Annotated in this window: 31 protein-coding genes; 26 read left to right on the forward strand and 5 right to left on the reverse strand. The window is 63.0% G+C overall.

Annotation, left to right across the window (positions count from 1 at the left end; all coding sequences use genetic code 11):
- Positions 1-102 precede the first annotated feature (102 nt).
- The 12 genes from PX554_RS25385 to PX554_RS25440 all read left to right on the forward strand — a co-directional run bounded on the left by PX554_RS25385 (position 103) and on the right by PX554_RS25440 (position 9,702).
- Positions 103-2,541 (forward strand): DNA cytosine methyltransferase, encoded by a 2,439-nt coding sequence (locus PX554_RS25385; protein WP_067737458.1) that lies wholly within the window; start codon positions 103-105, stop codon positions 2,539-2,541.
- 38 nt (positions 2,542-2,579) lie between these two features.
- Positions 2,580-3,047 carry a hypothetical protein gene (locus PX554_RS25390; RefSeq protein WP_275504923.1) on the forward strand — a complete coding sequence of 156 codons (468 nt, stop codon included), beginning with the start codon at positions 2,580-2,582 and terminating at the stop codon, positions 3,045-3,047.
- 162 nt (positions 3,048-3,209) lie between these two features.
- On the forward strand, positions 3,210-4,013 hold the full coding sequence (locus tag PX554_RS25395) for an N-6 DNA methylase (RefSeq protein ID WP_067737455.1): 804 nt from the start codon (positions 3,210-3,212) through the stop codon (positions 4,011-4,013).
- 73 nt (positions 4,014-4,086) lie between these two features.
- Complete coding sequence (locus tag PX554_RS25400; RefSeq protein WP_067737452.1) at positions 4,087-4,563, forward strand: hypothetical protein; 477 nt, start codon at positions 4,087-4,089, stop codon at positions 4,561-4,563.
- An 83-nt stretch (positions 4,564-4,646) separates the two neighbouring features.
- Entirely contained in the window at positions 4,647-5,228 is a 582-nt protein-coding gene (locus PX554_RS25405; RefSeq protein WP_067737449.1) for a hypothetical protein, read from the forward strand.
- Positions 5,229-5,230: 2 nt separating this feature from the next.
- The gene (locus tag PX554_RS25410) at positions 5,231-5,818 is read left to right on the forward strand and encodes an RES family NAD+ phosphorylase (protein ID WP_067737446.1); all 588 of its coding nucleotides are present in this window, start codon (positions 5,231-5,233) and stop codon (positions 5,816-5,818) included.
- Between the two features lie 139 nt (positions 5,819-5,957).
- Positions 5,958-7,148: a hypothetical protein gene (locus PX554_RS25415; protein ID WP_067737443.1), complete on the forward strand. Its 1,191-nt coding sequence runs from the start codon at positions 5,958-5,960 to the stop codon at positions 7,146-7,148.
- A gap of 58 nt (positions 7,149-7,206) precedes the next feature.
- The gene (locus tag PX554_RS25420) at positions 7,207-7,596 is read left to right on the forward strand and encodes a hypothetical protein (RefSeq protein ID WP_217998711.1); all 390 of its coding nucleotides are present in this window, start codon (positions 7,207-7,209) and stop codon (positions 7,594-7,596) included.
- A gap of 37 nt (positions 7,597-7,633) precedes the next feature.
- Positions 7,634-8,050: a hypothetical protein gene (locus PX554_RS25425; RefSeq protein ID WP_067737439.1), complete on the forward strand. Its 417-nt coding sequence runs from the start codon at positions 7,634-7,636 to the stop codon at positions 8,048-8,050.
- Between the two features lie 19 nt (positions 8,051-8,069).
- Complete coding sequence (locus PX554_RS25430) at positions 8,070-8,351, forward strand: hypothetical protein (RefSeq protein WP_067737436.1); 282 nt, start codon at positions 8,070-8,072, stop codon at positions 8,349-8,351.
- A 6-nt stretch (positions 8,352-8,357) separates the two neighbouring features.
- Complete coding sequence (locus tag PX554_RS25435; protein ID WP_275488116.1) at positions 8,358-9,230, forward strand: Mom family adenine methylcarbamoylation protein; 873 nt, start codon at positions 8,358-8,360, stop codon at positions 9,228-9,230.
- 64 nt (positions 9,231-9,294) lie between these two features.
- Entirely contained in the window at positions 9,295-9,702 is a 408-nt protein-coding gene (locus PX554_RS25440; protein ID WP_067738827.1) for a hypothetical protein, read from the forward strand.
- Positions 9,703-9,722: 20 nt separating this feature from the next.
- On the opposite strand, the gene PX554_RS25445 is transcribed toward PX554_RS25440, so the two are convergent.
- The gene (locus PX554_RS25445; protein WP_275488117.1) at positions 9,723-10,514 is read right to left on the reverse strand and encodes a hypothetical protein; all 792 of its coding nucleotides are present in this window, start codon (positions 10,512-10,514) and stop codon (positions 9,723-9,725) included.
- Between PX554_RS25445 and PX554_RS25450 the strand changes: the two genes are divergently transcribed.
- The 14 genes from PX554_RS25450 to PX554_RS25515 all read left to right on the forward strand — a co-directional run bounded on the left by PX554_RS25450 (position 10,513) and on the right by PX554_RS25515 (position 17,759).
- Complete coding sequence (locus tag PX554_RS25450) at positions 10,513-11,151, forward strand: DUF1419 domain-containing protein (protein WP_067738832.1); 639 nt, start codon at positions 10,513-10,515, stop codon at positions 11,149-11,151. The genes PX554_RS25445 and PX554_RS25450 overlap by 2 nt on opposite strands.
- 86 nt (positions 11,152-11,237) lie before the next feature.
- Positions 11,238-11,381 carry a hypothetical protein gene (locus PX554_RS25455; RefSeq protein WP_157081296.1) on the forward strand — a complete coding sequence of 48 codons (144 nt, stop codon included), beginning with the start codon at positions 11,238-11,240 and terminating at the stop codon, positions 11,379-11,381.
- A 54-nt stretch (positions 11,382-11,435) separates the two neighbouring features.
- The gene (locus PX554_RS25460) at positions 11,436-11,615 is read left to right on the forward strand and encodes a hypothetical protein (protein ID WP_067738835.1); all 180 of its coding nucleotides are present in this window, start codon (positions 11,436-11,438) and stop codon (positions 11,613-11,615) included.
- Between the two features lie 3 nt (positions 11,616-11,618).
- Positions 11,619-11,849 carry a hypothetical protein gene (locus tag PX554_RS25465; protein WP_067738838.1) on the forward strand — a complete coding sequence of 77 codons (231 nt, stop codon included), beginning with the start codon at positions 11,619-11,621 and terminating at the stop codon, positions 11,847-11,849.
- A gap of 3 nt (positions 11,850-11,852) precedes the next feature.
- Entirely contained in the window at positions 11,853-12,125 is a 273-nt protein-coding gene (locus tag PX554_RS25470; protein ID WP_067738841.1) for a hypothetical protein, read from the forward strand.
- 275 nt (positions 12,126-12,400) lie between these two features.
- On the forward strand, positions 12,401-13,570 hold the full coding sequence (locus tag PX554_RS25475) for a phosphoadenosine phosphosulfate reductase domain-containing protein (protein ID WP_067738844.1): 1,170 nt from the start codon (positions 12,401-12,403) through the stop codon (positions 13,568-13,570).
- Positions 13,567-14,043 (forward strand): hypothetical protein, encoded by a 477-nt coding sequence (locus tag PX554_RS25480; RefSeq protein ID WP_067738847.1) that lies wholly within the window; start codon positions 13,567-13,569, stop codon positions 14,041-14,043. The genes PX554_RS25475 and PX554_RS25480 overlap by 4 nt, the downstream gene beginning before the upstream one ends.
- An 87-nt stretch (positions 14,044-14,130) precedes the next feature.
- Complete coding sequence (locus tag PX554_RS25485) at positions 14,131-14,880, forward strand: hypothetical protein (protein WP_067738849.1); 750 nt, start codon at positions 14,131-14,133, stop codon at positions 14,878-14,880.
- A gap of 2 nt (positions 14,881-14,882) precedes the next feature.
- Positions 14,883-15,098, forward strand: a complete 216-nt coding sequence (locus PX554_RS25490; RefSeq protein WP_067738852.1) for a hypothetical protein — start codon at positions 14,883-14,885, stop codon at positions 15,096-15,098.
- Between the two features lie 50 nt (positions 15,099-15,148).
- The gene (locus tag PX554_RS25495) at positions 15,149-15,676 is read left to right on the forward strand and encodes an RNA polymerase sigma factor (RefSeq protein ID WP_067738855.1); all 528 of its coding nucleotides are present in this window, start codon (positions 15,149-15,151) and stop codon (positions 15,674-15,676) included.
- A gap of 45 nt (positions 15,677-15,721) precedes the next feature.
- Positions 15,722-15,883, forward strand: a complete 162-nt coding sequence (locus PX554_RS25500; protein ID WP_157081297.1) for a hypothetical protein — start codon at positions 15,722-15,724, stop codon at positions 15,881-15,883.
- A gap of 176 nt (positions 15,884-16,059) precedes the next feature.
- Complete coding sequence (locus tag PX554_RS25505; protein WP_067738856.1) at positions 16,060-16,260, forward strand: hypothetical protein; 201 nt, start codon at positions 16,060-16,062, stop codon at positions 16,258-16,260.
- A 201-nt stretch (positions 16,261-16,461) separates the two neighbouring features.
- Positions 16,462-16,761, forward strand: a complete 300-nt coding sequence (locus tag PX554_RS25510) for a hypothetical protein (RefSeq protein ID WP_067738859.1) — start codon at positions 16,462-16,464, stop codon at positions 16,759-16,761.
- Positions 16,762-16,847: 86 nt separating this feature from the next.
- On the forward strand, positions 16,848-17,759 hold the full coding sequence (locus PX554_RS25515; RefSeq protein WP_420833486.1) for a hypothetical protein: 912 nt from the start codon (positions 16,848-16,850) through the stop codon (positions 17,757-17,759).
- Here the strand turns inward: PX554_RS25515 and PX554_RS25520 are convergent.
- The 4 genes from PX554_RS25520 to PX554_RS25535 all read right to left on the reverse strand — a co-directional run.
- A complete protein-coding gene (locus tag PX554_RS25520; RefSeq protein ID WP_275504924.1) occupies positions 17,671-18,039 on the reverse strand; it encodes a hypothetical protein in 369 nt (122 codons plus the stop codon). The genes PX554_RS25515 and PX554_RS25520 overlap by 89 nt on opposite strands.
- Complete coding sequence (locus tag PX554_RS25525) at positions 18,036-20,144, reverse strand: site-specific integrase (protein ID WP_275504925.1); 2,109 nt, start codon at positions 20,142-20,144, stop codon at positions 18,036-18,038. Before PX554_RS25525 ends, PX554_RS25520 begins: the two co-directional genes overlap by 4 nt.
- A 2-nt stretch (positions 20,145-20,146) precedes the next feature.
- Positions 20,147-21,898: a hypothetical protein gene (locus PX554_RS25530; RefSeq protein ID WP_275504926.1), complete on the reverse strand. Its 1,752-nt coding sequence runs from the start codon at positions 21,896-21,898 to the stop codon at positions 20,147-20,149.
- Between the two features lie 20 nt (positions 21,899-21,918).
- The coding region (locus tag PX554_RS25535) for a tyrosine-type recombinase/integrase (protein WP_275504927.1) at positions 21,919-23,028 on the reverse strand (1,110 nt) is incomplete at its 5' end.

Here is a 23,028-nt window from a genome sequence, read left to right on the forward strand (position 1 = left end):
ACTATCTCCTTTGCTCTGACCCCCAGGCGAGCAACGCAGATCGGAGCCAAAATGGCTCCCGGCAGTCATTGGGTCTAAACTCTCCAAGGAAAGGAGCCTCCCATGCTCCAGTCCCGCGATATCGTGCGTGTCTTCCGCCACGGTCACATGGCTTGCGGCATCGGTGCCGGGGCCCGCGGCTTCAACAGGGCAAATCCGCGCATCGGCAATGTCGTCGCGCGCTTCGAATGTGCGGGCGGCATCGACGTCGATCCGGGCGCCATCCGCAATTTCGAGCGGATGACCGGCGTGCCCGGCACGGTCATGGACCTGTTCGACCGCGACCAATATATCGCCTTTCACGGCCATGAGCCGCTGCCGGGCTGGAAGGAGGCCGTGCCCGCCGACATCCGCGCCGTGTTCGGGCGGCTCGACGTCTGCTTCGCCAGCTATCCCTGCAAGGGCTTTTCCGGTCTCCTTTCCAACGCCGTCTCCAAGACCGCCAAATACCAGGCGCTCAATGCGCTGACGCTGCGCGGCATGTGGCTGACCCTCGAAGCCTATCGTGACGACCCCATTCCCATCCTGCTGTTCGAGAATGTCCCCAGGATCATGACCCGGGGCCGCTGGCTGCTCGACCAAATCACCGCTTTGCTGCGCGGCTACGGCTATCACGTCACCGAGGATACGCACGACTGCGGCGAGATCGGCTGGCTCGCCCAATCGCGTCGGCGCTACCTTCTGATCGCGCGCCACCCCGACAAGGTACCCCCCTTCATCTATAAGCCCGCGAAGCATCCGCTGCGCGGCGTCGGTGAGGTGATCGGCAAGCTGCCGCTGCCCGGCGATCCCGCCGGCGGCGCGATGCATCGGGTGCCGGCGCTGCAATGGCGCACCTGGGTCCGGCTCGCCTTCGTGAAGGCCGGCCATGACTGGCGCAGCCTCAATGAGCTTGCCGTCGAAAACGGCTTCCTGCGCGACTACGGCATCATCCCGGAAGCCGACCTCCGGCCCAATGCCTATGGCGTCGCACGCTGGTCCGATACCTCCGGGCTCATCACCTCCGCCCGCGCGCCGGGGCAGGGACGTTTCTCGGTTGCCGATCCGCGCCCGGTTTCGACCCGCGAGGGATCGGGCTTCCTCGGTGTGAATCTCTGGTGCGGACCGACCGGCGTCATCTCGACCCGAGGCCTTCCCACCAACGGTTCCTATAGTGTCGCCGATCCGCGGCCCGGCTATGGCGACGCGACCCATCGCCATGTCCTCGGCGTCCGGGGCTGGCATCAGGCGTCCGGCGTTCTATCGTGCAGCCCGAAGCCGACCACCGGCCCCAACGCCGTTGCGGATCCACGCCCCGGCTACAAGCCTGGCGCGCACCGCAACCTCCTCTCGGTCGCGGCCTATGCCGGCAATGCGAAGACCATAAGCGGGGCCGTCCATGTCGCCGGCGGCGCGGCAAGCGTTGCCGATCCGCGGCAGCTCTCCGGCAATCTCACCTACCAGCAATATGGCGTCCGCCCCTGGTGCGGTTCGGCTACGGCGGTGACCGCTCAATCGCTCCCTGGCGGCGGCCCCCATTCCGTAGCCGATCCCCGCATCCATGGCCGACCGCGCTTCAACAACGTCTATCGCGTGGTCCCCTTCAAGCAGGACGCGCCGGCCGTTGCTGGACCAGGCGGTCCAGGCGGTGGCCTTGCCGTAGCCGATCCCCGCGCGCCCGACGGCCGCCATGTGAACGGCAAATATCGCGTCACCGGCTTCCGCATGTCGGCAAACAGCGTCATCGGCGCGAGCACCACCGGCATGGGGGCTTTCGTCGTCGCCGATCCCCGTTGCACCTGGGGACCGAACAGCCACCGCAACAAGCTCAAGGTCGTGGCGATGTCGGGAAAAGCGCCGACCGTCACCGGCTCGGATCGCGTCGGCAGCGGCGCTATGTCGATCGCTGATCCTCGCCCCGCCTGCCTCTCCCGCGCCGAGCGGGGCAGCTATCTGACGCAAGGACATTATGGCGTCGTCTCGTGGGGCGGTGTCTCCGGGGCGATCCCGGCCTTCGCCAAGAACAATAACGGGCGCTGGTCTCTCGCTGATCCGCGGGTCGAGACGTCGCCCCGCTCTGCGGAGCCCGCCAACGATTTGGCGCTCCCGGCCGCCGACGAACGCCTCGTTGCCCGGATCATCGCACTCGACGGCACCTGGCATCGTCCCTTCACCACACTCGAACTTGCGGCTCTCCAATCGCTGTTCGACCCGGAGGAGATCTTCATCTTCGACCCCGCGCTGGACACCTATGTCCGCCGGTGGGAACGGAACTGGACGACGCGCGGCTTCGACCTCGAGGCCGGTTCCGACTCCACTCGACGCGAGTGGATCGGCAACGCGGTACCCAGCGCCTCCGCCGAGAAGATGGCCGAGGAGGTCGGCGAGGCGCTTCTGCTGGCGAGCATGGGCGAGACCTTCACGCTGTCGTCGAAGGAAATCTGGGTGAAACCCCTGGCGCTCGCATTGGCCGTCAATCCCGACCAGGCAGCTTTCCAACTCGACATGGGCCGGGCAGCATGAACGCCCGGTCAAACCGCGCCGAGGTTCGTAACCCCATATTGGCGCTTCCTGCGGTCAAGGCGCTGCAATCGCTCGATCCCCAAACCCGGTCGCTGTTGGCCGCCCTGTTGAAGGATCTCCAAAACGATGCCCGCGCTCGCGCCCAGAAAAGCTGGGACAGCCGCAAGCCTCCGCTCGCCGCTTACTGGGCTGCCGTGGGCGTGTATGCAGGCCATGTCGCCAAGGCTCTGCGCCCGCGCAAATCGCAACGCCGCCGGGCCCTGACCTTCACGATCCGCCAGCCGGGCTATCCCGACCTTCCCGCAGCCAACTGGGCCGACGCCTCTCACCTCCACTGCCGGCGCCGCGAGCGATCCGGCCTCGGCGCGAGTGGATTCCCGGAGGGGCATGTGCTCGTCGACGACGTACCGATCGCACGCATCAGCTACAATGGCTGTATCTGGCCGCTCGGCGCCTGGTCCGCCGATATGCAGCCCATCTACGACAATCGGAATACTGGCATCTGAACTCTCCTCGCCGCCGACGTGGGAGCAGAGCGGGGGGTAATGGGCGGTGTCCCGGAAAGCCTCCCGGACTGACGCCTTTCCCAATCCTCCCTGACCGCTGCGGCAAGTGCCCGGCCAGCTCCGGCCGGTCCCGCGGCGTGCCGGCCCACCCGGGAACATGCCATGCCCTCCCACCAAAGCCATGTCGCGGCGATCAGCAAGCTATTCCGGTCCTGTCAGTATCGCTACGACCTCCATAATCTCTTCGCAGATTGCATGGAGGCGATCGCGATCGCCCTTTCCAATGCTGTCGATCTCAAGCACCGCGAGAAGCGCGAGAAGCGCTATCTGGAAATCGTCGGCCGCTATGACCGCGACATCGTCGAGACTTTCCCCAAGATACTAGCTGAGGTCGTTTCCGCCCTTGAAGCGGAACCCGGTGATGTTCTCGGGACGGTCTATGGTGAGCTTGAACTGCACAATGTGGCACGCGGCCAGTTCTTCACGCCTTATATCCTCTGCCAAACCATGGCGCAGGCTATCATCGGCAGCCGTGAATCGCTGCTCGAACTCATAGAGCGCAACGGTTTCGTCAGCGCGATGGAACCAGCCTGTGGCGCCGGCTCCCTGATCATCGCCCTTGCCGAGGCCATGCGCCAGGAGGGTGTCAACTATCAGCAGCATCTGCACGTGACGGCCATCGATATCGACACGCGCGCCGTTCACATGGCCTATGTCCAGTTCACCCTGATGCATATCCCCGCGGTGGTGGTCGTCGGCAACTCACTGTCGATGGAAATGCGCGACCATTGGTATACGCCGGCTCATATTCTCGGCGGCTGGAGCGCCCGGCTGTCGCGCCGCGACGCCGAAGCCGCCGCCCAACGGCTCTTGAATCCGCCGGCAACGCCTGAGACGGCATTTGAACCGGCCGATCCCCGCCGGGCCGACACCACCGGCACCCCGAGGCAATTGAGCCTCTTCTAATTCCCTCGGTCACGCGCGTTTGCCTGGTCGCTCCGGGCGAGCAGCCTGATCGTCCAGCCCTAAGGAGCTTCTCATGACCGAACCCGACGACGATATGTGGCGCGCCCTTGTCGATTTCCGCGCGCGCCATGGCCGCCGCTGGAAAGACCAGCTGTCGATGAAATGGATGAACGGCCAGGACGAGTCCGAGCCGCTCGGCGGTTCGCTCCGTCGCGTCCGCAACCATCTCGGTCCGTCCTGGCTTTGCGACCTCGAAAAGTCGATCCTCGATGCGGCCGAACGGCGTCTCGCCAATCTCGCCAAGCTTCCCGAAATGTGCGCCGCCCATCTACCGGGCACTGACGAACCCATCGTCATCAAGCGCGGTGAGAAGGGGTATTGGCCCATGCCTGACGGAATGACGATCGAAGCCATCAACGCGACATTCGACGCGACTCCGGCCCAGATCACCGCCATGCAGGCCGGTTCCATGTTCGGTTGGGATGTCCCCGGCGCCGACCCCGATCGATATGATGCCGATGGGAACCTCCTTCATTCGGCCAGGCGGTAGCTTCCCGACGACCGCACATGGATTGTTTCGTTGAATTATTCTCGAAAGCTCTCTATATGAAACTCACTAAACGAGGGCCTGATATGCCGCGCCACGCAACCACCGCTACCGTCGATATCGATCGCGTCCTGCGCGATCGCATCATGGCCAGCGCCGACCGCATCATCAAGATGATGCCGCTCGCTGCCAAGACCGCCGCCATCAGCAGCGTCGACGTGACCGCGCTCGTGCTCAACATCGCGCGCGGCATTCCCGCGGTTGAAGCCGATGACCCGGATGAGGCCGAGGAGATCACCAACGCGATCGCCTTCAAGCGCCGCATGATCGAGCAGGCCGGAGGCGTTTTCGATGCCGAGGCTGTCCGCAAGCTTCTGAGGCACAAGACCGTTCAGGCCGTCTACAAAGCCGCGCGGGACCGCAGGCTGCTGATGATCGAGGACAACGGCGCAAAGCTGTTCCCCGCGTTCCAGTTCGATGGCGATACCATTCGATCCGCGATCCCGCGCCTCCTGGCTGCTGTTCCCGGCGTGAGCGGCTGGACGCTCCTTCAGTTTCTCGTGAGCGGCGATGAGGGGCTCGGCGAGGAACGGCCCATCGATCTCATCAAAGCGGACGAGGCGGATGTTGCTCGCGTTATTCGCTTTGCCCAGACGCTGAACGACTGAGCATGACCAGCCGAGGCGCAATGCCGGTAGCAACCATCGCTGCCGGCCAGGTCCTGCATCGCGTTCACGACGCCACCGTCGCGGCACGCTGGTATGGGCGCAAGGACGGGACATGGCGCTGGGACGATCCCGCCGGAACCTATGGTGTCCTCTATCTCGGCAAGACCCAAGTCGGTCCCTTCGTGGAAAGTCTGTTGCGAAACCCCGGCGATCCCGATGTTCTGCTGGACCGCGTGCAGCGCAAGCGCGCCGCGACCTTCACCACGACCAGAACCCTGCGGCTCGCGAAGCTGCACGGCCCCGGCCTCGCATGGTTCAGGACGACGGCCGCCGGCGTAGCCGCCGACTTCGATCCTGCCGCGAACCCCGGCGGCTACGACACCTCGCAGCGCATTTCGGCGATGGTCCACGCCGACACCCATCTCGACGGCATCCAATACCGCTCCCGCTTCGATTCCGACCAGCTCTGCGTGGCCCTCTTCGAACGTGCCGACGCCGCGATACGAAGCACGAGTGAAGGGACGCCCATCGACAAGGCATGGGTCAAGGCGCTGCTCAAGCCCAGGGGCTACCGCCTGATCGAATTCTGAGCGTTATCAGGGCCGCGAGACCATGCACCATGGTCCCGGCAACCTCGCCATTCTTCCCGTGGAGGGGAGGGGGGCGGGAGGGGGTGAGGCGCGCGGCTGAGGACCGGCACGCGCACAGCCAGCCTCCCGGAGAACCTCCATGAACATGATCGCAAATGCCCCGCGTCCGGCCTCCGCCGGCTACAAGGTCGACATCAGCCGCGGGCACAATATCAGCCGCGTCTCCTCCGAATGGTTCAAGCGTCCTGACGACGAACGCTTCCTTTCGCTCGACAGCCTCTATGACCGCGTCCGCGCTCGCGCCGAAACCGCCCGCACCGAGATCGTCGAGAGCCGCGCAATCCGTGTCGAGGCACGCACCGACACCCCGGATCGCCTCGCCCTCCACGTTCCGGGTGGTCGCGACCCCATCATGCCGACCAACTGGTCCTTCGGCCAGCTCTGCAGCCTGGTCGGAGCACCTGCCTCCTACCTGCGCGATCTGCCCAGCCCGATTGCCGGCATCAACCTTCAGCACGGGCTGATCCAGCATCGCGGCGAACAGGTGAAGATGCTCCAGACTCATGATGGCCGCACCGAACTGCGCGCGGTCACCGGCCCGGATTACGGGCGAATCTGGGACCATGAGCTGGTCGAGGCGATCATGCGCTTCGCCGGCACCGGCACCGGCGACACGCGTTGGAAGGTGCCTGGCCTGCTCAACTGGAGCACGATGGTCTACAATCCGCTGGTCGATATCAGCCTGGAGACCACGACCCTCTACGCGTCCGACCGCGACGTGTTCATCTTTTTGGTCGACGATCTCAATCCGATCGAGGCTGGCAAGCTCCCCAATGGCGACCCCGACATCTACTTCCGGGGCTTCTACGCCTGGAATAGCGAGGTCGGCTCGACCACGCTCGGTGTCGCCACCTTCTTCCTGCGCGCGGTGTGCATGAACCGCAATATCTGGGGCGCCGAGAATTTCCAGGAGATCAAGATCCGGCATTCCAAGTTCGCTGCCAACCGCTTCGCCGGCGAGGCGGCGCCCGCGCTCACGCACTTTGCCGACTCCTCTCCTCGCACCTTCATCGATGGTATCAAAACGGCGCGCGAGCGGATCGTCGCCCGTAATGACGAGGATCGCGAGACCTTCCTGCGCGGACGCGGTTTCTCCAAGCCCGAGAGCGCGAAGATCATCGCGACCGTACTCGCCGAGGAGGGGCATCCTGCGGCGTCCATCTACGATTTCGTCCAGGGCATCACGGCGGTCGCCCGCTCGAAAACCCACCAGGACAGCCGCCTCACGCTCGAGGGCAAGGCCCGCACCCTTCTCGCAAGCGTCCATTGAACCCGAGCGCTGCCGGGACCTCCGTGCTCCCGGCAGCACGTCAACCCAGGAATCCGCCATGACCTCGAACACTGCGCGCAAAGAGATGCTCGATTCCATCCACGATCTCATGTCGGGCTATCTCGCCGACGAATGCCCCGAAGACGAAAACTGGGAGGATTTCGACCCCGACATCGACCGGCTGCGCGGCGAAGCGGGCGATCTCCTCGATGCCGAAAACGAAATCCTCGCAACCGCGTCGACCGAGCCGACCCGGTTCATGGTCGATATCGAATTCTTCAGCGGCTTCGACCGTTTTGCCACGGAGACCTACGTCGTGGACGCGATCGACTGGGTAGGCGCCAAAAACCGTGCGTTCAATCTGGCCGACGAAAGCCCCTACAGCAACGATCGCGTCCCGGATCTCACTCGGCGGGCATTCGACCGCACCGGCTATCCGCAGGGGTAACCGTCCGATCGCCAACTCTCCTGCAAGGAACCCAGAAATGAACCAGCCCACCAGGCGCGATCACGCGCAATTGCTCGCGCGTGCCCGCGCCGCCATCGAAACCCCCAGCGACCTCGACGCGGACGCCATCCACCATCTCATCGAAGATCTGTCGATCGCCGAGGCTCTCGTGAACCGTCATGTCGTGCCGTGGCCGGTCGAGATCCATGTCGGCCATATCGATCACCGGCACGGGACCAATTTTTACGCCACTTTTTGCCACGACGCGCTGATCGCCGATCTAGCCGAATATTGTCGCGACAACTGGTCGGAGATCGATGATCCCCGAGACCCTCAGGCGCTGACGGACGAAGAAGTCCTGTCCATCTATTTCGACAATGAGGGCGACGAATTCTACTCGACCGAGAGCATCTACTGGGAACCCACGACCGAAGGGGAGAGGGAGGGGGACTGATGATCCAAAGGAGGTCGTAATGCTCGTCACCTATATCATCGAGGGATCCTGCTCGGTTCCCGACGACACGCAACCGCTCGAAGGCGTCGCCAATCAATTCCGCCTCCCGACAGGCGAGATTTTCTCGATCCACCCCGTCATCGAGATGGCGACCGGCCCCAACGCCGACGACCATCGCGACCTGACCTATTGGGAGGCCGCAGCACGCGGAATCAGCCTCGAATTCTACGAGCGCACCTGTGATCTGCTGCCCGACGAGGACGATGCTGAGCCTGGCTCGGCCAGCCCGGATGCGGCTTGAGCAACCATGCTTACGACCCGCTCCCAACGCTGGCGCGACCGGCGTAGCCGCTTCGTCCCGTCCGCAAGCGAAATCGATCCGAGAACACTCTCGGTCGACGTCATCGACACCATCCGGGTAGCAGGCCCCTTCATAGCGATGCACCATTATGCCGGATCGATGCCGGTCACCCGGCTATCGGTCGGCCTTTTTCGCAACGGCGCCGGCGGCCGCTCCGAACTGGTCGGCGTCTGCGCTTTCGCCCATCCAATAAACGATGCCTCGGTCCCCAAAAGCGCGGGCCTTCCCAACCCGCGCACCGCTTGCGATCTAGGGCGCCTCGCGCTCCTCGACGATGTCGGCGGTAACGGCGAGACCTTCCTCGTGTCTCGGGCGTTCAAGCTGCTACGGCAAGCCAAGCCGGAGATCATTTCCGTCATCTCCTATGCCGACCCGATCCGACGCGTCGACGAGAACGGCCATGTCTATCTCCCCGGTCATGTCGGCCAACTCTATGCGGTGATGGGCAGCCGGTATGTCGGTCGCTCGTCACCGCGCACGGATCTGGTGATGCCCGATGGTCGCCCCTTGTCTTCGCGCGCATTGTCCAAGATCCGCAACGGCGAAACCGGGCAACGCTATGCGATCGACGGATTGGTCGCAACCGGTGCCCGACCGCCGCGCCATGGAGAAGACCGTCGCGACTGGCTCGCCGCTCTCGAGCGGTCCGGTTTCTTGACCCGCCGCAGGCATCCCGGGAATCACGTTTACGTCTTTCCCTTGACCAAGGCTGCGCGGATAGCGGCCGGCAAGGTCCCGAGCCTGCCTTATCCCGCGCTCGACCGCACCACGACCCGCGGCGATGTCACCGCGTTGCCGCTGCTCCGCCTCGCAGCGTGAGCCATCCTCGCGGGCCAACCCAATCTGGTTTCCGCTGCGCCGGTAAAACCCTCAGGAGAATGTCATGGCAGACTGCATCACCGACAACGGCTGGACGCTCCATTACACCATCGGTCACAAGCTCGCCGCCAAGGTCAAGTCCGGTGACCTGGTTCACCTGCCTGGTGATCGCGGCGACTTGCTCGTTCTCGGGGGGCGAGCACCGCTGCGCGCCGAGGACAGTGGATGCGTGATCGTCCGCAACGCAGTCAACGGAGCCGCCGACACGTTCGAAGCCCGCCCAGGCGCGTTGGGTCTGGTCTGGATCAGTGCCGCCGGCGGCTGGTCAGAGTCACCGGAGGATGCCCAACTTCCCACCCGCTACAACCAGGAGGCCGTCCAACGGCAAATCGAGCGCGACCGCCGCCGCCACCGGATCAGCAAGAAGGAAGAGCGGCTGATCCATGCCTTACTGAAAGGTCGTGGGGGTTGATCGCCTGCTAATCGTTCGCCTCAGCCGGGACCATGATCGACAAGCTCCAGGAACAGCAGCGAATGCAAAGCGAGAGGAGCCCCGATCACACAATCTCGAAAGCTCTCAGGACGCTGAAACACCAAGGCAAAGCCACGGTTCTCAGTCCCCATGTCGGTAATCACGCGCACAATATCCCGCTGATCATGCGCATGGGTCTCGTCGATTGCAAACAATCCCGACGGCACGTCCTCAGGCGGAACAGGCGCCGTGCGCGCCGATCCCGACCGCGAGTTATCGATGATCCGAAGCGGGGTCAGCCGCTCCAGCAAACAGGTCTTACCGGCACGCGACGGCCCGATGATAACGAGGATGCCGCCCCGATCCATATACTTACGCAACTGGCCGTGGAGTTCCAACCAGTCGGGACAGCCCTGGCGATGACCGGGCGCTCTGACTCTATGCCACCACCAATGGCTGAATGGGACGGGCACACTCCTGATTTCCATCCAGGCACCATATACCCGCGCAACGGCGTCGTTGCTGACATAGGGACCGGAAGCGATCAAGCGTCTCGGGCGTGCCGCCATAATCTGCCAACCATGCCGGCGCTGCCAATGCCACGTGCGATGCTCCTTCCGGCCCGGTCGAATATATGTCCCAATAGACGGGGCCAAACGGATTTCATGGATACCGATCGAGTTAGCCTCGTGCCGGTTCTGCTCATGTCCGACCGGGCCGCTCAACTCCGGCCTTCCGAGCCGCCGCCAAAAGATCTGCATACGGTAGCCGGATCCGGTCGGGCTGCCCTTTCCTGCAAGGACTATCACCATGACCAGCTATCCCGAGTTTCGCAAGATCCTCGACGGCGTCGCCACGCGCCAGCAGATGTTCGAGCTATTCAACGCGTGCCCCGAGGGGTGCGATGAGGATTGTATTCGCGGCACCCATTACACCGGCCGTTGGTTCGAGATCACGGAAGACGATTACGAATCCATGTTTGAGGTTCTGCCGCCGATTTTCCTCGGCACAATGATGTTCGCGATGTCGGAAGCCAAAGCCGGCACGATCCGGTATGTCTTCTTCGCGATCACCATCCTGGGCCGGCAGCGCTGGTTCCACGGTTATTGCGACATGGCAGATCGCAACAGCCCCCATCTGATGCGCGCCGCTATCCTCGCTTCCGAAACCAACGCGCATGACGGCTTCATGACCCGCGAGGAAAAACTGGAAGCCATATGGGAGAATACCGATCCAGACTTCCGCGGGATCGCCTCCGATTCGCCCGCTGATGCTTGGCCCTCCGAGTATCATGGCAGGAAAACCATCGTGATCTACGAGGCAGCCCGCGGCACCGTCCTCAAGCTGCTCGACCATCTTACCGACTTCGAGATCGAGGAGCGCCTGTATCTCACCCGGCCAAAGCGCCTTGGGACGTGCGCCGCTTCTGCCGACGTTCTCCCACGCTGACGCGCCCTGCGCCATCCATTCGCCAGAGAACCGCTGTTCGCGCTTTCAGTCAAGCGATGCCACCTCAAGAAAGGCACCCGAACGAGATGGAAAAGTATTTGATCTGCTACGGCGCCGAGAACGAATTCTGGCTCTGCGATGCCGATGACAAGAACCACGCTCTCGAACAATTCGAAGCTGCCCAACTCGACGGCGAGGTCAACCACGTCTTTCTGTGCGAGGAGATCTGAGGGTTTGAGCGCACGGTCTCGCCCCTCGCATTCCCCGAATTGACGGAGGATCCCATGAACGATGACGAATTCGACGAACTGGTCGATGACGCCACCCACGCCGTCAACGACCTCATTCCCGATCGATATCTCGACAGCCTCTCGCCCGACGAGCGCTCGAACCTGCTCGTCCAGATCAACGATGCCCTGACCCCGATCCTGCGTGACCTGATCGGCTGGGAGCCGGAGGACTAACCCATGAAAATCAGAAAGATCACGCTCGAAGTGACGATCTTGCTTGAACGGTGCGACGAGGCTCGTTTCAGCACATTATCGCTCGCTGAGATCGCCCAGGAGATGGACGACGGCGCCTTCATCGGCGCCATGCCCTCCCACCTGTCCGAAGACGTCCCGCTGGACCGGCTCGAAGAAGAACTCCTCGCGCTCGGAAACGACGGCAGCTTTTTCGACTATCTCAGGGAGGACTGACCCATGGGCAAGCGCCATCACGTCCATGTCTACGCCACAGTGCGTGTCAAGGTCGCCGTCGATGCCGACGACCATGCCCAGGCTATGCGGCGGGCGGACCACCTGCTCTTCGACAACGGCTTCGCGGTCCGCCTGACCCCCAATGCCGATGCCGTCGTCGACGCTGAATATGCGGACGAGGTCACCGGCTATCTGGTCGATGAGGCAGACGATCCCGAACACCTCCGTTCGCGGTCCTACGGCCCCGACTATGAACCTCAAGCGGGCGGGAGGTGACCGCTCAAAAGGTCAGGATCGTGCAGACATTTCGCGTCGGGCGCTAGAATATCGTCGACGTGGAAACGCCTGATCAGGCGGACGTGGCCGACCTTCAACGGGGACGCGAGGCTCCCAGCTTCGGCGCCCCTCTCTGGCAATCCCGATGGGGCCTGGAACAAGAAGAAGTCCTCCCTGGCTAAAGCGCCTCGCCCGGCAGCACGGAAGCTATGTCCAGCGAAGGGGAGGAGGGGCGGGAGCAATGGTCCCGCATCGGGGCATTCGGAGGCCCTCCCATGATCCCTGCACACCCAAATCCCCTTTCACCGGCCGTCGATCAGCTCGTGCTCGATGCCGTGCGGCGCGAAGCCTGGTTCGCCTTCAACCTTTCCGGCGGCAAGGATTCATCGATGGCCGCCCTCGCGGCGATGCTGCTGCTCGACCGCTTGGGCCATCCACGCGAGCGGCGCATTGCCGTCCACGCCGATCTCGGCCGCGCGGAGTGGGACTCCACCCCGGATATGGTCGCCGCGATCGCAGAATTTCTTGGGCTGCCGCTGATCTTTCTCCGTCGCAAGGCCGGCGACATGGTCGCCCGCTGGGAACAGCGCTTCTACAGCGGCAAGCTGCGCTACCAGGCCCTCGAAACCTACAATCTAATCGGTCCGTGGTCCTCGTCGTCCCTGCGCTTCTGCACCTCGGAACTGAAGGTCCAGGTCATCGGTCCCGATCTTGCGCGGCGCTTCCGTGGCGAGACCATCGTCTCGGTCATCGGGCTTCGCCGCGACGAGAGCACCAGCCGTCGCGACACCCCTGTCTCCTGCCTGGACCACCGCTTCGCTAAGCCGGGCAACCCGGCCGGGACCCGGATGATCCGCTGGCACCCCGGCGTCGACTGGACGGCCAAGGATGTATTCGACGCCCACGCCGCCTACGGCCTGCCGCTGCATGAGGCCTATCGGGTCTATGGTGCCACCCGGCTCAGCTGCCGCTTCTGCGTCCTCGCGTCCCTCCATGATCTGACCGCTTCGACCTGCGCGGAGTCGAACCACGATCACTATCGCCAACTCGTAGCCATGGAGGCGAATTCGACCTTCTCCTTCCAGCCGGGCCGCTGGCTCGCTGATGTCGCGCCCGATCGACTTCCCGTCGCCATGCGACCCGCAATCGCAGCCGCCAAACAGGACGCCGCCCTTCGACGCCGTATCGAGGCAGACATGCCGGCGGGCCTACGCTTCGTCAAAGGCTGGCCACCCCGGCTTCCAACCCTCGCCGAGGCACACGAGATCGCAACCGCCAGAGCCCCTATTCTCGCGCGCCACAGTCTCGCCAACCACTACCCAACCGCATCTGCGGTCCGCGAACGCTTCGCCCAGCTCCTGGCCGCCCAGGAAAGGCGACGGTCCTGTTCGGCGAAGGGGAGCGGGCGGGATGCAGCGAGCATCGAAAGGAGGCTCGCCACATGAAGATCGAACTTCGCAAGCTCCGGATCGCCAAGCAGCTGTCCGAGGAATCCACCGCTTATTCCGCCGAGATCTGGATCGACGGGGAGCGCGCCTTCCTGGCGAGCAACCGCGGCACCGGCGGCTGCGATTTCTACCAGCCCGTCGGACGCCACACGGTCCAGGACGTCGATGCCTGGCTTCTCCAGAATCGGTCCACCGTCGCCTATCGCGGACTCGGCGTTCCGAACGACCTCGAAACCGAGGTCGCCATGCTCATGGATGGCATCGAGGTGACCAAGCGCCTCAAACGGCTGATGCGGACCAACATCGTCGCCATCAAGGACAATGAGGTCGTCTCCTATCCGCTGAAGGGCCAGGATCCCGAAAAGCTCAAGGCCGCGCTTCTGGCCCGGAATCCGGCGCTCGCCATCCTCGACACCGCGGACTCCGAACGCATGGACCTCGCGGTGAGCCTGATCGTGGCCGCCTGCTGACGACCCGGCGACCCGCCTTCGCAATCACCATCCATCCCGGCCGCTTCCGGCGGGCGGGCCCGCTCCACCAACGGGGAGGTTCCTGCCATGGACTTCTATCTCGTCAACGGGACGCATTTTGCAAATCCCGCGCAGCCGCGCCGCCTCTTCGCCCATCCACTGCGGGCGGCCGAAGCTGCGATGGACCTGGTCAACTGCTTGCGCGCCGATCTCGATCCCGTCGCGCTGCCACCTGCTGTCGCCGGCAGCTGGTTCGAGGCTCTCTCCGAGGCGCAACGCTATCGCCTGGCCTCCCAAGGCATTCCGGTCGCCGGCATCGCCGAGTGCGATCTTCCCGATCTCGCGGAATTCGACGTCTGGATCGAGGTCCATAGCGTCGATATCTCAACCGGACGACAAATCACCGCTCAGGCGACCTTCGACGAGGTCGAGCGCGACGCCATTCTCGCAGCGCTTCGTCTATTGCAGGCGCGCGGCTGTCCGACCGAGCTGCTCGACATCGCAACCAACGGCGAAAGCCACGCGATCCTGTCGGACGATGCGATCGACATCCTCTGCGAGCGCCTCAACACCGCGGGCTACGGCCGACTTCCTCGGGTCGTCGTGACACTCGAGGGTGGCCTCGTCTCCGGCGCCGTCGCGGACCAGCCGGTGAATCTCCTCGTCATCGACTATGACGTCGAAGGCGCTACCGACGATGAGATATCGGAGATCCCCCAGGACAATGGCCGAACAGCCGGAGCAATCGCGAGCTTCTGGACCGGCGCCGCGATCACCAACGACCCGGCCTGGATCGACGCGGCGATTGCGGCGCTCGACGGTGCGGGGGACGCTTGACCATGCAACGCTTCTTCGTGACCGCCCGGTTCTGCACGCGCAGCGGCCGCGCCGCCCAATGGTCCGGCACCATCTCCGCTCCTGATATCGGCGCAGCCCTCAAAGCTGCCCGGGAACGCGTTGAGCGGCGCCACCGCGGCGCGACCAAGCTCGACATCCGAGCCGTGGCTGGCCCTGTCGTGCCGAGTCCCGACCCCGCGCAGGGCAGGACGGACTGATCTCCTTCCCGCCTCAGCCCTTGTCCTCATCCCATCCGCCGAGAGCCGCCATGACTCAAGCCGATATGCTCGCGCTCCTCCGGGAGGCACTCGAATTTCTGAACGACCACCCCAACTTCGGCCTTCGCCGCGATCCGCGCCGAACCAGCTATAAGCTGGCAGCACGCATCGACCGTTATCTCACCGTAACGGCCGCAACCAACACCAACCATGCCGCCGTGGCCGTCGCCCGGGTCCGCTGGGCCGAGAGCGCCTCGGTCCGTATCGACGCCGATGAGCTGGAAACCCGAAGCGATGTCGAGGGCCACTGGGTCCGGGGCTGGGTCCATGTTGCGGCCGACTGGCTCCCGATCGACAGCGAACCACCCATCGCCATCGATCCCGCCGTCTATCGGGCCGCAGTGATGAAACTGCCGCCCATCACCCGCACCATATTCCTCCTCCACCGGGCTGACGGACTTTCCTATCGCGCCATCGCCGATCGGACCGGCCTCCCGATTGAGACCGTTGAGCAGCAGATCGCCCGCGCGCTGATCCTGCTCGAACGTAACCTCCGGCCCGATGAACCCATCTCCTGAGGATCCTCGACCGCCTTCCCAACATCCTGCAGCAAGGAGGCCCCTATGATCAAAGCAGCTGAACTGAAGCGCTGGCTGGAAAGCCTTTCCGAGGATGCCGACATCGCCATCGACGACGGCGGCCTCGCACTCGTCGAGCTGGACGAACACGGGAATGACACTGGCGCCTATCTGGAGGTCGGCGGCATCCCCGACGAATCCGACTAGCCGAGCCGGTTCGGCCGCGATCGGCGAACCCAATCCACTCTTCATATTCCGCACGATCGAACGCGCCGTCGCCGAATGCCGCGTGGATCGCAATGAGATCATGCCGCGGTCTGAGTCAGCTCACTCCAATTTCCGAGACGTGCTCGATCCCCTTCGGGCGAAACAGGAGGGCTAAAATGAAACACCGAATCAAAGTGGTGCAGGTTCTTCGGGTTGAAAAGTCCACCATCGTCGAAGTCGATGCCGATAGCGTCACGGACGCGATCGAGGCGATCGGTTTGGGCAAGGTAGACTTGCCTTCTGCCTCTGACGACATCGGCAACGTCTGGGCTGTCGAATGTGAAAGCCTTGAGAACGAGGAATATTTCCCCGCCTAACGGGCGCCGCTTCGGCGCGTCACAAGACAGGAGGCTGCTCATGCTAGCGCGAGAATTGTTTGAAGTCGTCGCATCGGATGAAGGCTGGACCGACGCCACGCAAGTCGAAGTTCTCCTTCAATACATCGAAAATCAACAGTCGTGCGCTGCGTTCGAGGACTTCCTCGCGCAGCTCCGCACAGAATAATGGAGGCAACTCCAATGAGCGCACGTATCTGCCGTGGCCTTGTGCTGAACGTCCCTGAGATCTTCGCCGACAGCCGCTTCCAGGAGTGGCTCAATAATGACGAACGCAAGTTCACATGGCACCGAGGAGGACCGGTCGACGAGTGGTCGGATGTCATCGTTCTCATCGATCCCAGCCTAACCGGCGAAGGCAGCGACTCCGACATGCCCGCCGAAATATGGAATCGGATAGTCGACGAATGCCGACGGGTTTTCAGCCCGGAACTATCCCCGGCCCATCACTATATGGTCCGATTAACCAACCTCGAACGGTAAACTGACAGACACGCCTCCAGGCCAACCGCATCCAAGCGGAGCGGGGAGGGGGAACGGATCGCGCGAACCGCAGTGGGAGCGCATCCGTGGCCCAATATCCGATCGACCTTCGCCAACTCGGGCCGCTGACGCCCGACCCAGCCCTGCACGGCCAGCTAACAGAGCGCCCACCGGTGCTCGCAGCCTGGGGAGGTGGCGTGAACTCCACCGCCATGATCATCGAACTGGTTGCTCGCGGAGAGCCCCCCGATGCAGCCCTGCTTGCGGAGATGCCCGAGCGGCCGGAAACCCTGGAATATATCCCGATGTTCCGGCGCTGGATGGACGACCATGGCGTCCCCAACGAGACTGTCAGTTATACCCCCAAACGCTTCAAACATTGGCCGCCCTACTATAATCTGCTGGAAAATCTGCTGACCAACGGCACGCTGCCGTCGATCAGCTTCGGCCGGCACTCTTGCTCCCAAAAATGGAAAATCGCCCCGCAGGATCGCTGGACCGAGAATTGGCCTCCCGCTCAAGCAGCTTGGGCACGCGGCGATCCAGTCGTGAAGCTCATCGGCTATGACTGTTCGCCGGCCGACAACCGCCGCTACGCGCATCGCGAAGGCCATGTCGATCCGCGCTTCCTGTTCCGCTACCCCTTGCGTGAATGGGGCTGGACGCGCGAGGATTGCATCGCACGTATCCAGGCAGCCGGACTTCCGGTCCCGGTAAAATCCTCCTGCTTCTTCTTATGTTTGCAGATGGTGTCTCGTCTCACGGTAAGTCTCTGTTTCGAGGCGTATAAAATTATTCGACGTTTGAGACGATTCCCGACCATCGAAGCGCTCGGGGCAGTTGCAAAGCGCTACTGCACTTTGCAACTGCCCCGAGCGCAACCGCCGAAGGCGGACCGACTCGCTCGCATCACGAACTTGCCTCCTGCATTTTTGGCAGCATTGAGCGCAGTTGCCGGATTTCGGCGTCCTTTCCTTCCAGCGCCGCCTCCAGCATGACGATCCGATTGAGCAACCGATTGACCGCGTCGCGCAACTCGGCATTGCCGCTTACAGTTTTTGGCTTGGCCTTCGCTGGCCTTGGATGCTCACCGAACCGGGCGAGGAGTTCGGGGCAGCGATATGCCGTCGCCCGGCTGACGGCGGCTTCGCGCGCGACGTTGGTTACACTCAGCTTGCCATCGGTGGCGCTGCCTTTGCCTTCGCGCAACCGGTCATAGGCATCGAGCAGTGCGACGGTGCTTTTCGATCTCTGCATTGGGTTCGATTCCGCCGTCATCGCTCGACCTGTTCCAGTAACTGCCTGTAGATATCGAGCTGCGCCTCGATGGCGTGCTTTTGGATCGGGCTCACATTCTTGCCACTCTTCATGCTCTCCGCATCTGCAATGCATGACCGCAGGGCTGGCACATGGCGCTTCGCCACCACGCTGTTTGGGCATCGGGAGGGCTGGCATTTCGTAAATGCCGGCTGTGCGTCGGCTCCTTTGACCTTCAGGCAGAGGGCATGGTCAGCATAGAAGAAGCAGTCGTTGATGAAGCCCGGATGAAGCGTCACCGCGGTATTCGAGAGCATTTTCGCGTGTCGTCGATCACCGACGACCGCGCCGGGCAGATCACCGATCTTGTTCCTGATCCTTGTAAAATCGGCGACAAGCTTGGATCGCATGGGGCCGCCGGGATCGATCCCCGCTTTCCAGTCCTCATACATCTCGACGATATCACCGAGCTGCGCGAGGCGACGTTCCTCTTCGATCTCTGAGCGGAAGCCTGACGCCGAGGTGCCCGCATAGCCTTCGAACATGATGGCGCTGGCGTGACCATATTGCAGCATGCCTGCGATCACCCCGAAGGGCTGGCTGGCGATATACCATGCGAGCGTGCGGCGGAGCTGGCGCGTTTGCCATCGCCAGGGTTCACCGTCATGGTCGGGGATATGATACAGTGCCGTTATAGGCCCGGCCTCGTCTGGCGCCATCGCCACCATCTCGTTGGCGAGTTTGCTGCACTCCTTGACGAAGTAATTCAGGTACTTCGTCGATTGGTTGGCCGTCAGCCGCTCGTTGCCAACTCCCTTGGTCTGGACCGTCATGAACAACGGGTCATCATCTTTCGGCGATGATCCGGCATCGATAACCCTGCGAAGGTGATCCTGCAGCCGTATTGCTGCTGAGACGGCGCGCGCTACCGGCTCAACGACCGTCCAGTGGTGTTCGGCGCCATCAACGTTGTCCCGGCCCTTGAAGATTCTACCGACAAGTTCGTACCGGACGATGCGGGCATGTTCGTCGCGGATGAGGCGCAGGCAGCCACGCCTGAGCGCGGCCACTTCCTCGCCGCGCATTCCCGACAAGAGCCCGATCACCAGATAACAGGCGGCCATGCCGGGTATGAAGGCGTAACGACTACTGAAGCTTGGAAGATGGGACCTCCAAGCGACGTTCGTCCCGGGCATCGAGGTCCAGCGACTGCTGGCGCCGGGGCGTTCGGTTCCAAGCCGCAACATCGCTTCCTCAATGACGGTAGACCGCGCCTTCAGCACTGCGACGCCGAGGCCGCTCGCCTTGCAGATTTCCGGCCAGGCGGGTTGCGCCTGGGGAGTGACCGGTACTCCAGACCCTGCCGTGTCGAGTGCATCCAGATAGGCCCGGAGTCGCTGGTCGCTTACCTTCGGCGATACTCGTTGCCGACGTGCTTCCATGTCGACCGCCGCTATATCACGTCGCGCGATGATATCGTCGATGCCGTAATCGACGTAGAACATGGCCCAGCGCAATGCTGGTGCGGTGATGGCCTCCGGTACTCTCGGTGTAACATTCTCTCCGCCGCGGCGGTATCCCGCGACCCGTGTCGCTGTGCGGTTGCCCCAAGGTGTTATTTCTAGGCCCCGGAACGACATCAATGGGGCGTAGAGCGCTAGCCGCCGTATTCCGACGATCTTGTAAACCAGCGTTGCCGGCGTGAGATGGCGCTTTTTCGAGAGCCAGTGATCCAGCCACGGCTGATCGATCTCATGCAGTTGGAGCCCGGTTTCGCGCACCTCGCGCAAAAATTGCCGCGCAATAATGCTCATATGCATCAGCGAGCCAGGCTTGAGGGTGCCGAGACGGCAACGCACCTCGTCGCGGGGCTCGTAGTGCAACGACAGGAACAGATATTCCCGGATCAGTTCCCGCTCATCGATATCAGCGATGCGGTAGAAGCGGATTCGCGATTCATGGCCCTTTGCTGGCCTCGCGATGGCGCATTCCAGCAACCATTCATCGTCCCCGACGAGCGAGACGTTCTGCTCCGCGCGGCCGCTCACGACCATGTGGGGCGGGATCACCAGCGCCGAACGATCGATCCGCCAGGATGCCTCGGTGCGCTCCAGCAGCGGCCGCACGCTCAACTTCGGAGGAGATGTGGGGGCAGCGCCGGCGCGACAGCTGTGCTTCCCAGAACGGATCGCGCCTGTTCGATATCACCGGGAGCGAACACTGGGAGTATTTGCGCCGTGATGCGGTCGTGGTCGGCGCCATGCCGTTCGCGCCACTCCGTTTCGGTCATGACCGCGCGGTGGTTATCGAGCCATGTCAGATAGCTCAACAACGCTGGCAGCTTTCGCGCCGTGAACACCGCGTTCGAGCAATGAAGGCAGCCTGTGAACGCGATGGCGCAGGAGCCGTCATCGTTACGCCCCATTGGACTCGACCAGAAGCCGGAGCATATGCCGAGGAACGTATCGGTATCGCCCGACACCAACGATGCCACCGCGCCCGGATCGAGCTTTCGGTCTGCGATCGAGAGGCCGGATGCGAGCGCACCCGCTTCCTCTGCCGGCGGAAGCACCAGTGGCGCCATCGCCATGTCGAACAGCTGTGTTTCGGCAACCTCAACCGAACGCGCATGCTCTTCTCGCAACCCGTCCACCGCGGCATAGTGCCGAGCGGCAACAACTGGTGAGTGATCGCTCGCGAAGCGGCGAAGGTGACCAGCGTGCCGCAAATAATTATCGCGCTTGACCGTTTTCCTCAGCCGGGCAGGTACGATCCTGCTTATCGGCTGGCCGGCGTCGTCAACGAGGCCTAGACTCCGGATGGCGGCGTAGAAGTTCTGGGTGCAAAGTCTGAACCGGCGCCAGCTTGGCAGGCCGGCCGCTACGAAGCCGATCCATAGGTAATCCGCATCCGGGTCACCTCGTTGGGTCATTCGCTCGGCGGCGGGTCGGGATAGTTCCAGAGCGAGGCGGACAAGCCCGCCAGGTGTATTGATCCCGCCGTCTCGCACACGCTCCCGCTTTATCTTGGGGCCAACGCCACCCCGGCCTTTCGTGTATTCGATCGAGACATAGCCACGCGCAGGATTTCTAAGGCAGTCGCGGCGAAGCGTTCGCAAGCATTCTATCGGCATTTCGACGCGAAGCGCGATCGCGATGATGAAGTAGATCGCGTCGGGCAGCGTCAGAACGAGAAGATCGCTCGCAGCGGAGACGGCAACCTTTCGATATTTGAACAGGTCGAACTCGCTTCGAGCGGGACGCGCACCGTCTGCGACATGCAGGAACACATCCTCAAAGCGATTTCTGTCCAGCTTGTTTCGCAAAGCCTCGACCTGATCGCATCCCGCAGCGATCCTGTCGCGTGCGGCTACCACCCTGCGATCGACCGCCTCTTTCAGGACGCGAGCAACGAACGGCGTTAACGGCTCGCGAGGCCGCAATGCCTTCCCGTTGTGACGGCTCGTGAAGTTGATCCGCGCCTTCAGATCTGGACGCAGCAGATCGGGGTTGTGCTCGTCGATCACGCGAAGGCCGTAAATAAGACACCGGAACCGCGAGTATTGGCCCAGCACGTCACAAGCGTCGATGTCGGCGGCAGTGACCACGCGAAGCCCACCGTCAATGCGTCCGGTGGACGTCAGGCGCTTCCCAAGCGGTATCCAGCTCTGCCGATACTGCTCGACGCTCGGGACGGCCAGTCCCGAGAACAGCTCCTTCATCATCGGTCCAAGATGCAAGGCGAGATCTCGACCAAGCCCCTTGTTTCCGACGTCGTGCAGCAACCAGGTCATTTCGCGGCCGACGCCGTCACGATGATGATAGGCAACGATCGCATCGGATTCCGGCTCCTGCGCCTCCGGGGGTAACCGGTCGAACAAGAGGCGAGACCGGCCCACGGTTAAAAGAAGCCCAACAGACGAGTGTCCAACGCTTCGGCAGCCTGATCGATGATCTCAAAGGCCTCATCGACATAGGTCAGATATTTCTGCGTCGTCATGATGCTGGAGTGGCCAAGCCATCGCTGGACCCGCCGCAGCGGATCGCTGACGATCTTCATATATATTTCTTCCGTTCGATCGGGGAGAGATCGCCCGTCGAGCCTCATCACCTCCGCCTTGATGAGGTGTGTGAGCCAGTAAACCGCAAAGGTATGCCGCAGAGTGTGAGGAGATACGTGGAGTTCCCAGCCCTTGGCCTTCGACAGCTTCTCGCTCGCGCGGCGGAAGATCGACTGCCAGGCCGCCGGCGTCAAAGCATTTCCGTCCTGCGCGAGCCACAATGCTGCTGGTTGCGCGATTTCCAGCGGAGCATCCGGTTCAGGCAGCAATATGAGATTACGTCGCTCATCGATGCGCAGGCTTGCCAATGGTCGGAGGCGCTGTTCGCCCTGGATCAGGATGCGTCGCCCGCCCGCGAGGCTCCCAATAAGCGGCTGTCGCATCGTCCGGACGCCGCCGGCGCGACGCCAGCGATCAACCAACTGACTCCGTTCTTCGCGGACATAGGCGTCGATGAAGCTGCCGGCGACCCGCTTCGGGAATGGCACTGATCGGGGTTTGCGCCCTTTGGTGATTGTCGCAGGAAGGTCGATCATGGCACTGCGACAGCCCTCGAAGACACGGGCGCTCGCCATGGGAAGCTCGCCGATCAGAAGGCTGGCGCCTTCCTCAAGCCTGATACCCGTCGTCACGAGCAGCTCGGCGAACGCAGCATCGCGCAGCGGATTCCGCCGATGAGCCACGTTGTTCGCTTGACACCGACCCAACAGGCCTTGGTCCCGGAACACGACGTAATCCTCAAGTGGGATCATACGGATCGTGTCTTCGGCAACCGCGCCATCACGACGGAACTTGGTTTTCGGTGCCGACGATATGAGGCTCGCTTCCTCACCGGCTGCCCATTGATAGAAGCGCGTCAGCGCGGCAGAAGTGCGCTTCCATGACGATCCCGACAGTCGGAGGTCGCCCGGCCCCTCGAGCCGAACGGCGCGGTATTTCCCGACATCCGC

The sequence above is a fragment of the Sphingomonas pollutisoli genome (assembly GCF_029167165.1).
Taxonomy (GTDB): Bacteria; Pseudomonadota; Alphaproteobacteria; order Sphingomonadales; family Sphingomonadaceae; genus Sphingomonas; species Sphingomonas pollutisoli.

Coding starts and splice junctions, on each gene's coding strand:
- PX554_RS25385 (WP_067737458.1), top strand. CDS start 103: ATGCTCCAGTCCCGCGATATCGTGCGTGTCTTCCGCCACGGTCACATG.
- PX554_RS25395 (WP_067737455.1), top strand. CDS start 3,210: ATGCCCTCCCACCAAAGCCATGTCGCGGCGATCAGCAAGCTATTCCGG.
- PX554_RS25400 (WP_067737452.1), top strand. CDS start 4,087: ATGACCGAACCCGACGACGATATGTGGCGCGCCCTTGTCGATTTCCGC.
- PX554_RS25405 (WP_067737449.1), top strand. CDS start 4,647: ATGCCGCGCCACGCAACCACCGCTACCGTCGATATCGATCGCGTCCTG.
- PX554_RS25410 (WP_067737446.1), top strand. CDS start 5,231: ATGACCAGCCGAGGCGCAATGCCGGTAGCAACCATCGCTGCCGGCCAG.
- PX554_RS25415 (WP_067737443.1), top strand. CDS start 5,958: ATGAACATGATCGCAAATGCCCCGCGTCCGGCCTCCGCCGGCTACAAG.
- PX554_RS25420 (WP_217998711.1), top strand. CDS start 7,207: ATGACCTCGAACACTGCGCGCAAAGAGATGCTCGATTCCATCCACGAT.
- PX554_RS25425 (WP_067737439.1), top strand. CDS start 7,634: ATGAACCAGCCCACCAGGCGCGATCACGCGCAATTGCTCGCGCGTGCC.
- PX554_RS25430 (WP_067737436.1), top strand. CDS start 8,070: ATGCTCGTCACCTATATCATCGAGGGATCCTGCTCGGTTCCCGACGAC.
- PX554_RS25435 (WP_275488116.1), top strand. CDS start 8,358: ATGCTTACGACCCGCTCCCAACGCTGGCGCGACCGGCGTAGCCGCTTC.
- PX554_RS25440 (WP_067738827.1), top strand. CDS start 9,295: ATGGCAGACTGCATCACCGACAACGGCTGGACGCTCCATTACACCATC.
- PX554_RS25450 (WP_067738832.1), top strand. CDS start 10,513: ATGACCAGCTATCCCGAGTTTCGCAAGATCCTCGACGGCGTCGCCACG.
- PX554_RS25445 (WP_275488117.1), bottom strand. CDS start 10,514: ATGGTGATAGTCCTTGCAGGAAAGGGCAGCCCGACCGGATCCGGCTAC.
- PX554_RS25455 (WP_157081296.1), top strand. CDS start 11,238: ATGGAAAAGTATTTGATCTGCTACGGCGCCGAGAACGAATTCTGGCTC.
- PX554_RS25460 (WP_067738835.1), top strand. CDS start 11,436: ATGAACGATGACGAATTCGACGAACTGGTCGATGACGCCACCCACGCC.
- PX554_RS25465 (WP_067738838.1), top strand. CDS start 11,619: ATGAAAATCAGAAAGATCACGCTCGAAGTGACGATCTTGCTTGAACGG.
- PX554_RS25470 (WP_067738841.1), top strand. CDS start 11,853: ATGGGCAAGCGCCATCACGTCCATGTCTACGCCACAGTGCGTGTCAAG.
- PX554_RS25475 (WP_067738844.1), top strand. CDS start 12,401: ATGATCCCTGCACACCCAAATCCCCTTTCACCGGCCGTCGATCAGCTC.
- PX554_RS25480 (WP_067738847.1), top strand. CDS start 13,567: ATGAAGATCGAACTTCGCAAGCTCCGGATCGCCAAGCAGCTGTCCGAG.
- PX554_RS25485 (WP_067738849.1), top strand. CDS start 14,131: ATGGACTTCTATCTCGTCAACGGGACGCATTTTGCAAATCCCGCGCAG.
- PX554_RS25490 (WP_067738852.1), top strand. CDS start 14,883: ATGCAACGCTTCTTCGTGACCGCCCGGTTCTGCACGCGCAGCGGCCGC.
- PX554_RS25495 (WP_067738855.1), top strand. CDS start 15,149: ATGACTCAAGCCGATATGCTCGCGCTCCTCCGGGAGGCACTCGAATTT.
- PX554_RS25500 (WP_157081297.1), top strand. CDS start 15,722: ATGATCAAAGCAGCTGAACTGAAGCGCTGGCTGGAAAGCCTTTCCGAG.
- PX554_RS25505 (WP_067738856.1), top strand. CDS start 16,060: ATGAAACACCGAATCAAAGTGGTGCAGGTTCTTCGGGTTGAAAAGTCC.
- PX554_RS25510 (WP_067738859.1), top strand. CDS start 16,462: ATGAGCGCACGTATCTGCCGTGGCCTTGTGCTGAACGTCCCTGAGATC.
- PX554_RS25520 (WP_275504924.1), bottom strand. CDS start 18,039: ATGACGGCGGAATCGAACCCAATGCAGAGATCGAAAAGCACCGTCGCA.